This window comes from Flavobacterium erciyesense, from assembly GCF_018069925.1.
Taxonomy (GTDB): Bacteria; Bacteroidota; Bacteroidia; order Flavobacteriales; family Flavobacteriaceae; genus Flavobacterium; species Flavobacterium erciyesense.
On record NZ_JAGPXB010000011.1, the window covers coordinates 42,840 to 56,863 of the forward strand.

Here is a 14,024-nt window from a genome sequence, read left to right on the forward strand (position 1 = left end):
CTTTTTTGGGCGTGTCCCTCCAAAAAAAGTCGGGTCGGGCTATTCGTTCCCGCTCTTTTTCTTGAATTGCCTCGGGTTTAAACCCGAGGCAATTCAAGAAAAAGGAGCTCCACTGCTATCCCTCACGCGGAAAGAGTGCTGAACAACATTATTATTGCTAAAATTTAATCTTTATAACTCATCATCCAAAAGCAACAATTATACATCACCTCTTCCATTACATTTAAAACAAATACCGTTATGATAGTATTTATAATCTGAAAGTGCACCTGAACCATTACACTTATCACATTTCTTTGCAAAATCAATAATTTGTCCTTTATCATCTAGTATAGGAATATGATTTGTATTATGCTCCGTGTGATGACACTTCCTACATAAAGTAATTAGAGCATCGTTTGCATATTCCCATGCTTTTTTTCCTTTTTGATAATATTTGTGATGGATATTTAAATCAAAAAACTTATCCTCATCATATTCATCTTCATTAAAGCAAACTAATTCCAAAGAATTAAACTTGAACATTAAAGGATTTTTTGGTTCTTTCCATTGCTTTGCAATTTTTAGTTTATTCAATGGTACTTTTATTAAGTCTCCAACTAGAAAATTGCATTTAATTGAAACATTATTCAATGATAGTTCTAGTTTTTCCAACAAATTTCCTGTTCTTTTAATTACATAACCTTTATTTGTAAAGTCATTATAATCTAAAACTCCGAATTCATAATCAAATCCTAAAAAATCACTTCTTTTTTCACTGCATTTTGTACATTGACATTCGTCTCTTTCCAAAATCACTTTCCTCTTTTCTTTCCATTCTAGAGTTTCAAGTTGTTCTTTATAATTCATTTTATTTGTTTTCCTCTTAATTTTATGAACCAGATAGCTTAGATTTTCAGTTCGTGCCCATTCCAATTAGCAATTTACATTTCCCTTCAAAATAATCGAATTAACAACTATTCACCTCATTTATTTGTTTTTCTTTGTTGACATGGACTGCCAATCCACGCTATCGTTGTGATTACTTTGTGTTAGACGCGATAAATCGCGTCTCTACGAAACTACATCACCGCAGTCGAAACCCTCGGCTTGTATTCCTTTGCGATATCGGCAATTAATTTGATGTGCGCTGGTGTTGTTCCGCAACAACCGCCTATGATATTGACCAAATTATCATCGAGATATTCTTTGATAAAAGCTTGCATCTGTTCTGGTGTTTCGTCATATTCTCCAAAAGCATTCGGTAATCCTGCATTAGGATGCGCCGATACGTTGAACGATGTGTTTTGCGACAAAGTTTGTAAATACGGCTTGAGCAAATCGGCACCAAGTGCGCAATTGAATCCTACGCTCAACAACGGTATGTGCGACACAGAAATTAAGAAAGCCTCAACCGTTTGTCCCGAAAGCGTTCTTCCGGAAGCATCAGTTATCGTTCCAGAAACCATAATTGGAATATCAAGATTGCGTTCGTCTTTTACTTCTTCAATGGCAAAAAGCGCTGCTTTGGCATTTAGGGTATCAAAAATAGTTTCTACCAAAAGTAAATCGCAACCACCATCCATAAGCGCTTCTACTTGTTGCTTGTACGCAATGCGCAAATCATCAAAAGTTACAGCTCTATAACCGGGATCGTTTACATCTGGTGACATGCTTGCTGTTCTATTCGTGGGTCCAATGGAACCCGCTACAAAACGAGGTTTGTCCGGATTTTTGGCGGTAAATTCATCTGCTACTTCGCGGGCTATTTTTGCCGACTCATAGTTCAATTCATACACATATTCTTCCAGATAGTAATCGGCCATGCCGATCGTGGTTCCTGAGAAGGTATTGGTTTCAACAATATCAGCTCCAGCTTCAAAATAAGCGGCGTGCACGTCTTTTATGGCTTGTGGCTGAGTGAGCGACAATAAATCATTATTTCCTTTTAATGGATGTGGAAAATCCTTGAAACGTTCTCCTCTAAAATCTTCTTCGGAGAAATTATAACGTTGCAACATGGTTCCCATAGCTCCATCAAGGATGAGGATGTTTTTTTTAATGGCTTCGTGAATGCTTGACATAACTTTGTATTTCTTGTAAATCACAATTTGAAATGGTGATTTTTACTTTTGATTAGTATTTCCAAAAGTTCCCAATTTTTCTTTATAGCCCTGATGGCAGCGGCATCCTTTTTATTCGCCTTTTTTCGGCGAATAAAAAGATATAGCGAACAGCAGGAACGATCATGGCTGAAAAGCGCCATTAATCTGCTCTAAAAAATTCGATATGTTGTCAAGAAAAGGTTTGAGAAATACTGTAGAAGTATTCTTGTGTTATCTATCTTTGATACTGGTTGTATAAAGTAGAATGTAGCACCTTCTTTAAAAATAAAGGGTTGCTAAGGTTTCATTGGGTCTTTTCCCTCCGCCTTTCGTGATAACTTTCAATAAATATAGGAACAGTGCAAAGGAACGACATAGCGCTAACAATTGCAAGTATTTTTTTTAAAGATTGTAGCTTAGTTTGTTGCAAAACTTTAAAATAAAAAAAGGTTCTGAATTGCTAAGATTTTAACCAACCTTAGCAATTCAGAACCTTTGTGACGCTGCAACTTTATTTACACGATTGCTTTTACAACCGCTTTTGGAGCTTCTTTACGAGTTCCGTCAAAACCATCTACACCTGAAACGGTAGTGTATTTTAACACATAACGCTTGCCTGGATTAATGATTTGGTAGGCCGCTTGACACATTAATGTGGCTTCGTGGAATCCGCACAAGATTAATTTTAATTTTCCTGGATAGGTATTTACGTCACCAATAGCGAAAATTCCAGGAATATTAGTTTGGTAATCTAAGGCGTTGTTTACTTTGATGGCGTTCTTTTCGATTTCTAATCCCCAGTCGCCGATAGGACCTAACTTTGGCGTAAGACCAAAAAGCGGAATAAAGTAATCGGTTTCGATCGTGCGTTGTGCGCCATTTTCCTCGACAACAACTGCCTCAAGATGCTCAGCACCTTTTAAACCTACTACTTCACCTGGTGTAATCATTTTAATTTTACCGGCTGATTTAAGCTCTTGCACTTTTTCTACAGAGTCTAAAGCACCACGAAACTCGTTGCGACGGTGAATCAAAGTCACTTCTGAAGCTACATTTGACAAAAAGATACTCCAATCTAGAGCCGAATCTCCACCTCCAGCGATAACCACGCGCTTGTCACGGAATTTTTCTGGATTTTTGATGAAGTATTTAATTCCTTTGTCTTCGTAAAATTCGATGTCCTCGATCAATGGCTTTCTTGGTTCAAAACTACCCAATCCACCAGCAATAGCAATAACTGGCGCATGGAATTTCTTGCCTTTGTTTGAAGTCACAATAAATGTTCCGTCTTCTTGTTTTTCGATGGTTTCGGCACGTTCGCCCAAGGTAAATCCTGGTTCAAACTGCTTGATTTGCTCCATTAAATTATCTACTAAATCACCAGCCAATACTTCTGGAAATCCAGGAATATCATAAATAGGTTTTTTAGGATATAATTCTGATAACTGCCCACCAGCTTGTGGCAAAGCATCTAATATATGGCATTTTAATTTTAATAAACCTGCTTCAAAAACTGCAAATAAACCTGTTGGCCCGGCGCCAATAATGAGTATGTCTGTTTTAATCATTTTGATTTAATTTAGTATCCTTTGTTTTGCCTCCAGTTGTACTTGTAGGCTGTAATGGAAATTGTTAATTGTGTTTCTATGTGTTATCGTATTGAACCTAGGAGCTCAATACTTTTATTTTGAATTGAGTACAAATATCACCATTCTGTTTAGTTAAAAAAACAGAAACTGATTATTAAGAACTATTACATCTTAGCTTTTTTCTATGAACTTAAGATTATGTCTTGTACTTACTTTGCTTTGAGCGTCTCTGTGATTTCATTCATTTTTTGAACTTTTTCCTCAAAATTACCTTTCAGCGTTTTTCGGTATTCATTCAAATTTTCGACCATTTTATTGATATCGTCTGGAATTATTTCTTCAAAAAACTCTCGCAGTCGTTTGGCCGTTGTGGGTGATTTTCCGTTGGTTGAAATGGCAATTTTCACATTCCCTTTGGTTACAATTCCCCCCAAATAATAATCACACAATGGCGGTGTATCAGCAATATTGCAAATCAAATATCTTTTTCGGGACAAATCATAAATCCTCTTGTTCACCTTCAAATCATCGGTGCAGGCAATAACCATGTGGCGTTTACGGAGCATCCAGCGATTGAATTTTTTATAGGTCAACTTCACTGTTGGGTGACTTGCCGCCAAGGTTTCTAACTCTGGTAAAAACCAAGGCGCCACTACCTCAACATTGGCATTGGGACTGGATTTCAACAGAAACGATAGTTTTTCTAAACCCACATTTCCGCCGCCCACAATGAGCACATTGAGGTTGTGTAATTTTAAAAAAATAGGATATAATTCGTTTCTCTCCACTTTTATTTTAATTCTTTGGCTATAAATTCTTCGTAAAAGCCTTTTAATTTATTGCTCTCTTTAACCACCTCGCCAATGACGATGATAGCAGGTGAACTTAATTGTTCTTGCACCACAACGTGCTCAATGTTGTTGATGGTTCCAACCCCTATTTTCTCCTGAGCGGTCGTTCCGTTTTGAATAATAGCAACCGGTGTTTCGCCTTTAGATTCTTTTTGGAACAAATCGATAATCTGAGTGAGTTTGCTCATTCCCATTAAAATAACCACCGTTGCTGATGATTGTGCAGCCAAAGCCACATCATTTGACAATTTCCTGTCAGAAGTTGTGCCCGTAATTACCCAAAAACTTTCAGAAACGCCTCTTTTGGTCAATGAAATCCCTTGGTAAGCCGGAACAGCAATCGAGGATGAAATTCCAGGCACCACAGATGTAGGTATACCAAAACTTTCTATAAAATCAATTTCTTCACTTCCACGGCCAAAAATAAAAGGATCACCTCCTTTTAAGCGAACTACATGTCCGTACGTCAAAGCATTGTCAACAATCAATTGGTTGATTTGATCTTGCGAATATTCATGACAGCCTTTGCGTTTTCCTACAAAAATTTTAATCGCTTTTTTGGGAGCATACGTCAAAATCTCCTCGTTGGCCAAGGCGTCGTACAATACCACATCCGCTTCTGCTAATGCTTTGGCACCTTTGATCGTCAGTAAATCAGGATCGCCAGGACCCGCACCAACTAGTGTTACGATGGGTTGTTTCTTTTTAAGCATCAGCTAAGTCTTTATTTCTATACGCTTCGATGGCATCAAAAAACACAATGGCATCTTGAATGTACTTTTTAGCAAATTCAGCAGAAGGTTCATTTTGGTTAATTTGATATACCAATTCTCGTAAAGAAGATTGCAATTGAATTGTATTTGTAGCCACAAAAACGGTATCAAACAAATCGATAATTCCCGCTTGGTGGTTTGTTTTTTGGTTTTCAGCCAGCAATAAGGCTTTGGCTCCGTTTACAAATCCGGCATACGCCAAATAAATTGCATCCGACCATTTTGCATCTTCAAAAGCTTCTTGAGCAAAAGTCAATTTTTCTTTCGCTTCAAATAATAAAGTAGCAACTAAGTCAATTACAACTCCAGCACATTCTCCTACCCCAACTGCTTTTACATAATTATCTGCATTTCCCCAGTCAATAAAATCAGCTTCAGTAAGATTGGTTACATCAGCTAATGGTTTCAAAAATTCGTAGAAATATTTTTCGCCTTGAGCGTCATAATAATTCAAGAACGATTGTCCGTTGGCATTGGCTTCGAAATCATTTAAAATCAATCGCAAAGCATCTGGTCCTCTTCGGCTCGGGATTTTGATTACTTTATCAGAGAATCTTCCGTTTCCATTTCCTAAATTTCCTCCTCCTAACAAAACTTGCAAGGCTGGAGCTACTAATTTACCAGCATTTATTGACATTCCTTGAAATCCAATTTCGGCCATATTGTGTTGCCCGCAAGCGTTCATACAACCACTAATTTTAATGGTAATTTCACGGTTGTTGCTGTATTGCGGATATTCAGTAGTTAAAACACGTTCTAACTCTACCGCAATTCCAGTGCTGCTCGCAATTCCTAAGTTACACGTATCTGTACCCGGACAAGCTGTAATATCAGCAATCGTGTTGTAGCCTGTGGTTACAAAATCTAATTTGGCTAATTCTTGGTAAAAGAAAGGAAGGTTTTCCTCTTTTACGTGACGAATTAAAATATCTTGACGCAACGTAAAACGCAATTCGTTTGCTGCATAATTTTTGATCAAATGCGCTAATGCTCTAGCTTTATCAGTATAAAAATCGCCTAATTGTACTTTGATTCCGATGGCCACATAACCCGCTTGTTTTTGCGGAATTACATTTGATTTTTTCCACGCTTCAAAAGCTGCTGTATCTTCAATTTCGACTTTTGGAACTTCTAATAATGGCGCTGCAATAGCTCCTTCAAAAGCAGTGGTATCAATTTCAACAGTTTGGTGAGACAAGGCTTTTTTCTCTTCGTCTACCAATCGTAAAAATTCGTCTTTCCCTATTTCTTTCAGTAAAAATTTCAAACGTGCTTTTAAACGTTTGGCTCTTTCGCCGTAGCGGTCAAAAATTCTTAAAATCCCTTCTGTAGTAGGAATGATTTGATTGGCAGGAATAAACTCTGTCAGCAATTCGGCATGACTCGGTTGCGAACCTAAACCTCCACCTAACATCACTTTGAAACCTTTTACACCGTCTACAATTTTTGGAATAAATCCTAAATCGTGTAAATAACTCAAACCGGTATCTTTATCAGATGATGAAAAAGACATTTTGAATTTTCGTCCCATTTCTTGACAAACCGGATTTCTCAAGAAAAACTGAAACATCGCATGCGCATACGGAGACACATCAAAAGGTTCCTCTGGATCAATTCCTGCTGTTTCACTAGCGGTAATATTTCGAACTGTGTTTCCACAAGCTTCTCTCAGGGTAACATCGTCTTTTTCTAGTTCAGCCCAAAGTTGTGGCGTGCGATCTAAACTCACGTAATGAATTTGGATATCTTGACGCGTAGTAATGTGCAAACGCCCTGTTGAATACTCATCAGAGACTTTTGTGATGCGTACGAGTTGCTCGCTAGTCACTTTACCAAAAGGCAACTTGATACGAATCATTTGTACGCCTTCCTGACGCTGCCCGTAAACGCCACGTGCTAAACGCAGACTACGAAAACGCTCGTCATCAATTTTTCCGTCACGGAATAAAGCAATTTTTCTTTCTAAATCGATTATGTCTTTTTGAACAATCGGATCTTCAATTTCGGTTCTAAAACTTTCCATTTGTTATAAGCTATTCGCTATTAGCTTTGGGCTTTTAGCTGTTTATGAAATTCATTTTACATTTTTGCTGAAGGCTTAAAGCCAATAGCTAAAGGTTATTTTATAAATCCTACTCCTGCTGTTGTGTTGGTTGTTGCATCAATTAAGATGAAGGCGCCGTTTGATTTATTATCGTTGTACGCATCAAAATAAATGGCTTTGCTTAACTTAATATTTACTTCGCCAATTTCGTTGATGGCTAGTTGAGAGGCTTCTGTTGTTCCTGAGAAGTCAGTTGCAATCACATTTTTCACACTATCAATCTTAGCCAAAACTCTGTTAGTATTGTGTTGAACATAATATTTAGCACCAGGAACTAGCTTTTTAGTGTCCATCCAGCATACGGTGGTGTTGATGTCCTTTTCTACTTTTGGCAACTCAGATGATTTTACAATCATGTCGCCTCTAGTTACATTGATATCATTTTCTAATTCGATGGTGATCGAAGAGCCAACAGCTGCTTCCTCAAATTGCTTGTCAAAAAAATGAATATTTGTCACCACTGATTCTGTTAAAGAAGGTAGCACCGTTACTGCATCACCCACTTTGATATTGTTCCCATACAGTTTTCCGGCATAACCTCTAAAATCGTGGTATTCTTCTGTTTTTGGTCGGATAACGGTTTGAACAGGGAAACGCGCTTTTCCTTTTTCGTAAACATCAGCTGGCTCTAACGCTTCCAGATGCTCCAAAATGGTTTGACCTTGGTACCAAGGCATTCCGCCTAAAGATTCTACTACATTATCACCTGTCAAAGCACTTAACGGAATGTAACTCACGTTTTGTTCTTTGAACGTACTTTTAGCATTTAAAGCTTCAAAATCCGATTTGATTTTATTAAAAACTTCTTCTGAATAATCTACCAAATCCATTTTGTTGATCGCCACAATAACTTCTTTTACTCTCAATAAATTATTGATAAAAAAGTGGCGGTAGGTTTGCTCAATTACGCCTTTACGAGCATCAATTAAAATGATCGATACTTGCGAGGTCGAAGCTCCTGTAACCATGTTTCGCGTATACTCAACGTGACCAGGAGTATCAGCAATGATGTAACTTTTTTTGGCTGTCGAAAAATATATATGCGCCACATCAATGGTAATTCCTTGTTCTCTTTCGGCCACTAAACCGTCCGTAGCCAAAGAAAAATCCAAATAATCATATCCTTTTTGCTTGCTGCTTTTTTCTATTGCTTCTAATTTATCTGTTGTCAACGATTGCGTATCATACAATAATCTCCCAATTAAGGTACTCTTACCGTCATCTACACTTCCTGCTGTTGCTATTTTTAAAACTTCCATCTGAATTTTGTTTAAAGTTTAAAAGTTTAAGGTTTCAAGTTTCCTCAAATTACCCTACCCACACTTTTAAATTTGATTTTTTTATTTTAAATGTTGAATTATAAATTCTAGGAATTTTTGAAAAATTCATAATTCATAATTTATAATTCTTTTCTAAAAGTATCCTTGTTGTTTTCTTTTTTCCATCGCTGCTTCCGAACGTTTGTCGTCAATTCTCGCTCCTCTTTCTGAAATTGTTGAAGATCTAATTTCGCCCACTACTTCAGATATTGTTGCTGCGTAAGAATCAACTGCTGCGGTACAACTCATGTCACCTACCGTTCTAAAACGAACAATACGTTCTACAATTTCTTCGTTTTCTTCTTGGTACACAAATGGAGAATGCGACCAAATCATACCATCACGTAAGAATACTTTACGCTTGTGTGAAAAATAAATCGACGGAATTTCAATTTGCTCTTGTTCGATATAACTCCACACGTCTAGCTCGGTCCAATTCGAAATTGGAAAAACGCGTACGTTTTGACCGTTCTCTATTTTTCCGTTCAACAAATCGAACAATTCTGGACGCTGATTTTTTTCATCCCATTGACCAAAATCATCACGAACTGAAAAGATTCGTTCTTTGGCTCTAGCTTTTTCTTCGTCACGACGTGCTCCACCGATACACGCATCAAATTTAAATTCTTCGATAGCATCTAAAAGTGTTGTGGTCTGCAAGCTGTTTCTGCTGGAATATTTTCCAGTCTCTTCAACCACTTTTCCTTGATCAATGGCGTCTTGTACATTACGCACAATTAGTTCTAATCCTAGTTCCGCTACCAATTTGTCTCTGAACTCAATGGTCTCCGGAAAATTATGCCCAGTGTCTACGTGTAACAATGGGAACGGAATTTTAGCTGGAAAAAAAGCTTTTTGCGCCAAGCGAACTAACGTAATCGAATCTTTTCCACCCGAAAAAAGCAAAACTGGTTTGTCAAACTGAGAAATTACCTCTCTGAAAATATATATCGCTTCGCTTTCTAAAGCGTTTGTTTTTAATACTGAACTCATTATTTTTAGTTTAAGAGTTTAAAGTTTAAAGTGTAAGGTTGTTGTGACCTCGACTAAAATCTTACAACTATTATTGTTTTTCTATTCTCTTTATTCTATTCTCTTTATTCTATTCTCTTTATTCTATTTTTAGTGCAACCCGCATTCTTTATGACTCGATTCCCACCACCATCTTCCGGCTCTGATATCTTCATCTGGAGTGATGGCTCTCGTACAGGGCGCACAACCAATGCTTACAAACCCTTTTTTGTGCAATGCATTTTGTGGTACATTATTTTTTTCTAAATAATCTTCTACTTCTTGCAAAGTCCATTTTAAGAGTGGGTTGAATTTGATAATTTCAAAATGCGCATCGTATTCAAATAGTGCTAAATCATTTCTGTTTTCGGATTGCTCTGCTCTTAATCCGGTAATCCAGACCGAATTTCCTTTTAAAGCTTTGCGCAAAGGCACTACTTTACGAATGGAGCAACATTCTTTTCTATTCTCAACTGATTCGTAGAAACTATTAGGTCCTTTAGTTTCCAATAAATTTTCTACCGCTGCTGCCTCTGGAAAAAATACTTTAATATGTTGATTGTATTTTTTTTGAGTTTTATGAAAAACATCATACGTTTCTTGAAACAATCGACCGGTATCCAATGTGAAAATTTGAACCCCAGCACCGCTATTGGCAATCATTGCTGTAATTACTTGGTCTTCTTGACCAAAAGAGGTCGAAAAAACCACTTTATCTTTATACTCTTTGGCTAAAAAACTAAAAACAGTTTCAATGTTCCAGTCTTTGGTTTTTTCAATCAGTTCTTTTGCTATGGTTGTACTCATGAATTTTTATTTAAAAATCTATTACCCTATCGGTTTACTAGATTACTTTGCAAAAGTACTATTTATTTGTAAGTTACAAAACTTTAAACGCAAAAAAACAAGCAAGGCTTATTCATTTTTCTACTATAGCGATTTCGTTCAAAAGTAAGTCCCAGGATAGTTCAATAATTTTAAACCACTTCAGAATTAAAAATTTAAAATCATGATTTTTTTGTCAAAATTTAAAACTCTACTTTATCTATAGGATTATTATAAAATAGTTTTACTTTTGTAAAAAATTAAAATAAATGGATTTTCAAATAGGTTTTGTTATTGCCGGTCTCATAGTGGGATTTATAGTAGGATTAACCGGTGTAGGTGGTGGCTCTTTGATGACTCCCATTTTACTCTGGTTTGGTATTCCACCTACCACAGCGGTAGGTACTGATTTACTGTATGCAGCCTTTACCAAAATGGGCGGCATATTTGTGCATCACAAGAAAAAAAATATCGATTGGAGTATTACCGCTTGGTTATCTTTAGGAAGTGTGCCTGCAGCCTTGTTGACCTTATGGATTTTAAACAGCATTAAAACTGACATTTCAGCAATCAATAGCATAATCAAATACAGTTTGGGTTGGGCTTTATTATTCACTTCAGTTGCTATCATTTTTAAGAAAAAACTAATGGTAATTGCTCAAAAATATGCAGGTGACAAATTTCATCGTGAAAGTAAAACTCAAAATGCTCTTACCGTAGCCATTGGAGTTTTACTTGGTGTTACTGTCACTCTAACTTCAATTGGCGCAGGAGCTTTAGGTACTGTAACGCTGTTTTTTCTCTTCCCCTTATTACCAACGCCCAAATTAGTTGGAACAGAGATTGCGCACGCTGTGCCTTTAACATTGGTTGCAGGCTTAGGACACGCATCTATGGGTAATTTAGATCTAACATTACTTGGTCAATTACTAATGGGATCGCTACCAGGTATTTTTATTGGAAGTCTCTTAAGCGGTAAAGTTCCCGATTTATTACTACGAAATGCAATAGCAATTATGTTGTTTTTTGTTGGCTATAATTTGATTTTCTAACTCCAATACAACTGCATAAAAAAATCCCTTTCAGCCTCAAGGTCCTGAAAGGGATTTTCTTATTTCCAATATTGTTCAATATATAATTATTTATACTTAGAAGAAAAAACTGCAACAGAACAATTAATTTCGAATATCAATATTTTAGCTACAATTTACCCTGTTAGAAAGCAATGTCAGCCAGTGAATTATTTTCTAAAATCATCAATGTATTATCACGTACTTCGGTCATTAATTTACGAACGGCGCAAGTGGCTTCATCGGTACAATCGTCACAAGGCTCATAAAAATTATGACTGGCACACGGCAATAAGGCGATTGGCCCTTCCAGAATGCGATATACTTTGGCCATGCTGATGTCCTTCGGTTCTTTTATCAAGTAATAACCACCACCTTTTCCTTTTTTGGCTCCCAAAAAACCAGAATGACGCAACAACAATAAAATACTCTCTAAAAATTTAAGCGAAATGTTTTCAGATTGTGCAATATCAGCAATAGCAACAGGAGTTTGGTCTTCTCGTCGAGCCAAAAAGGTCAAAGCTTTGATACCGTATTTTGTTTTTTTTGAGAGCATTTTACTGTTTTAGAATTGTATTAAAAAGATTCGCATTTATGAAACATTGCATTGTTTGAACCAAAACTACAATCTAAAATCGTTAATCCCAAATCTATCCGTTACGAAAGCGCCTGCTCCAAATCTGCAATTACATCAGTTACGGTTTCTAAACCTACAGAAACACGCACCAAACCATCGGTAATACTTACCGCCAAACGTTCTTCAACAGATAATTTACTGTGTGTTGTTGAGGCTGGATGCGTAACAATAGTTCTGGTATCCCCTAAATTTGGCGAAAGCGAACACAATTTAATTTTATCTAGGAAAGCCCTTCCGGCTTCTAATCCTCCTTTTATTTCAAAAGCAACAATATTGCCGCCCAACTTCATTTGCTTTTGTGCAATTTCATACTGAGGATGCGATTTCAAAAAAGGATATTTCACTTTATTTACCTGAGGATGATTCTCTAAAAACTCCGCCACTTTCAGGGCGTTTTCGCAATGTCTGTCCAATCGAATGGCTAATGTTTCTAAACTTTTAGACAATACCCAGGCATTAAAAGGCGATAAAGAAGGTCCTGTAAGTCGGGAAAACAAATAGATTTTCTGAATCAGAACAGCATCGCCAACTGTTATTCCGCCCAAAACTCTACCTTGCCCATCCATTAATTTGGTAGCTGAATGCACCACTAAATGCGCTCCCCATTTGATTGGTTGCTGCAAATAAGGCGTTGCAAAACAGTTGTCAATAATTAAAATTAAATTATGCTTTTTGGCAATATTTCCAAGCAATTCCAAATCAATAATATCAACAGCAGGATTGGTTGGTGACTCTGCGAAAAGAATTTTTGTGTCAGGAGTAATCAAACCTTCAATAGTCTCGGGTTGATTGATGTCAAAATACGAGGTTTGAATGTTCCATTTTGGAAAATAATTAATAAACAACGAATGCGTGGCACCAAAAACACTGCTCGAAGAAACAATGTGATCCCCTGAACTTAATAGAGCAGCCATAGTAGAATACACCGCGGCCATACCAGATGAAAAGGCAAAACCAGCTGCTGCTCCTTCCATAGCACAAACTTTGCTAATAAATTCGTTGTTATTTGGGTTGCTGTAACGACTGTAAATATTCCTGTCTTTTTCCTCCGCAAATGAGGCACGCATGTCTTCGGCATCTTCAAATACAAAACTAGACGTGAGGTACAAAGGCACCGAATGTTCTAAATATTGTGTTCTTTCTAACTGATTGCGTATGGCTTGGGTTTCGAAACCAAATTCTTGATTGTTCATCTTTTTTTATTTTTAACACGAATTGCACGAATTTGCACCAATTCATATTGTTTTAAATTTCAAAATCAAACTGACAAATCTGTGTAAATCTGTGCAATCTGTGTTTTTTTATTGGATAATTTATAATGGCAGTCCGTTCAAAACTACTTTGTAATGTATGGTTGCTGTTGGTTCTAATGTTTTGGAAACCGAACAGTATTTTTCAAAAGAAAGTTGTGCTGCTTTTGCGGCTTTGTCTTCCTTGATATCACCTTCTAAATAAAACACCACATGGATATTTTTAAATGGTTTTGCTTCTCCAACTTGTACGCGTTCGCCTTCAACCTCAGCTTTGAAAGATGTGATTTCTTGACGTTGTTTTTTTAAAATCGAAATCATATCAATGGCGCTACAACCAGCAACTCCCATCAATACTAATTCCATCGGACTGGCGCCCATATCGTTTCCTCCATATTCAGGACGGCTATCTAAGTTTACCAAATGCCCTCTTTCGTTTTTTAATTCGAAATGGAAATTATCGTTTACTCTGTTTAATGTTATTTTCATTACTAACTTTTTTGAACGCTGA

General features: G+C 36.8%; 13 protein-coding genes and 1 riboswitch. Of the genes, 1 reads left to right on the plus strand and 12 read right to left on the minus strand.

Annotated elements, in window-relative coordinates:
• Positions 1-198: 198 nt before the first annotated feature.
• From KBJ98_RS11420 to KBJ98_RS11460, 9 genes are all read right to left on the minus strand, one after another.
• Positions 199-849, minus strand: a complete 651-nt coding sequence (locus KBJ98_RS11420) for a hypothetical protein (RefSeq protein WP_210790808.1) — start codon at positions 847-849, stop codon at positions 199-201.
• Between the two features lie 212 nt (positions 850-1,061).
• The gene (locus tag KBJ98_RS11425) at positions 1,062-2,063 is read right to left on the minus strand and encodes a homocysteine S-methyltransferase family protein (protein WP_210790811.1); all 1,002 of its coding nucleotides are present in this window, start codon (positions 2,061-2,063) and stop codon (positions 1,062-1,064) included.
• Positions 2,064-2,312: 249 nt separating this feature from the next.
• Positions 2,313-2,425: riboswitch (SAM riboswitch) on the minus strand.
• A 174-nt stretch (positions 2,426-2,599) separates the two neighbouring features.
• The gene (locus KBJ98_RS11430; protein ID WP_210790813.1) at positions 2,600-3,652 is read right to left on the minus strand and encodes an NAD(P)/FAD-dependent oxidoreductase; all 1,053 of its coding nucleotides are present in this window, start codon (positions 3,650-3,652) and stop codon (positions 2,600-2,602) included.
• 230 nt (positions 3,653-3,882) lie between these two features.
• Positions 3,883-4,461 carry a precorrin-2 dehydrogenase/sirohydrochlorin ferrochelatase family protein gene (locus tag KBJ98_RS11435; RefSeq protein ID WP_166136126.1) on the minus strand — a complete coding sequence of 193 codons (579 nt, stop codon included), beginning with the start codon at positions 4,459-4,461 and terminating at the stop codon, positions 3,883-3,885.
• Positions 4,462-4,463: 2 nt separating this feature from the next.
• Entirely contained in the window at positions 4,464-5,237 is a 774-nt protein-coding gene (gene cobA, locus KBJ98_RS11440; protein WP_210790815.1) for a uroporphyrinogen-III C-methyltransferase, read from the minus strand.
• A complete protein-coding gene (locus KBJ98_RS11445) occupies positions 5,230-7,320 on the minus strand; it encodes a HEPN domain-containing protein (protein ID WP_210790817.1) in 2,091 nt (696 codons plus the stop codon). Before KBJ98_RS11445 ends, cobA begins: the two co-directional genes overlap by 8 nt.
• Positions 7,321-7,415: 95 nt before the next feature.
• Positions 7,416-8,660: a sulfate adenylyltransferase subunit 1 gene (locus KBJ98_RS11450; protein ID WP_210790819.1), complete on the minus strand. Its 1,245-nt coding sequence runs from the start codon at positions 8,658-8,660 to the stop codon at positions 7,416-7,418.
• Between the two features lie 153 nt (positions 8,661-8,813).
• Complete coding sequence (gene cysD / locus KBJ98_RS11455) at positions 8,814-9,713, minus strand: sulfate adenylyltransferase subunit CysD (RefSeq protein WP_086453338.1); 900 nt, start codon at positions 9,711-9,713, stop codon at positions 8,814-8,816.
• Positions 9,714-9,842: 129 nt separating this feature from the next.
• On the minus strand, positions 9,843-10,538 hold the full coding sequence (locus tag KBJ98_RS11460; protein WP_210790821.1) for a phosphoadenylyl-sulfate reductase: 696 nt from the start codon (positions 10,536-10,538) through the stop codon (positions 9,843-9,845).
• A gap of 287 nt (positions 10,539-10,825) precedes the next feature.
• Here KBJ98_RS11460 and KBJ98_RS11465 point away from each other — a divergent pair, with 287 nt between their 5' ends.
• Positions 10,826-11,608, plus strand: coding sequence for a sulfite exporter TauE/SafE family protein (locus KBJ98_RS11465; RefSeq protein WP_210790823.1), 783 nt, complete (start codon positions 10,826-10,828; stop codon positions 11,606-11,608).
• Between the two features lie 163 nt (positions 11,609-11,771).
• Here KBJ98_RS11465 and KBJ98_RS11470 read toward each other — a convergent pair whose 3' ends face one another.
• From KBJ98_RS11470 to KBJ98_RS11480, 3 genes are all read right to left on the minus strand, one after another.
• On the minus strand, positions 11,772-12,182 hold the full coding sequence (locus KBJ98_RS11470; RefSeq protein ID WP_210790824.1) for an RrF2 family transcriptional regulator: 411 nt from the start codon (positions 12,180-12,182) through the stop codon (positions 11,772-11,774).
• Between the two features lie 101 nt (positions 12,183-12,283).
• The gene (locus KBJ98_RS11475) at positions 12,284-13,456 is read right to left on the minus strand and encodes a trans-sulfuration enzyme family protein (RefSeq protein ID WP_210790826.1); all 1,173 of its coding nucleotides are present in this window, start codon (positions 13,454-13,456) and stop codon (positions 12,284-12,286) included.
• A gap of 120 nt (positions 13,457-13,576) precedes the next feature.
• The gene (locus KBJ98_RS11480) at positions 13,577-14,002 is read right to left on the minus strand and encodes an OsmC family protein (RefSeq protein ID WP_210790828.1); all 426 of its coding nucleotides are present in this window, start codon (positions 14,000-14,002) and stop codon (positions 13,577-13,579) included.
• Positions 14,003-14,024: the final 22 nt, after the last annotated feature.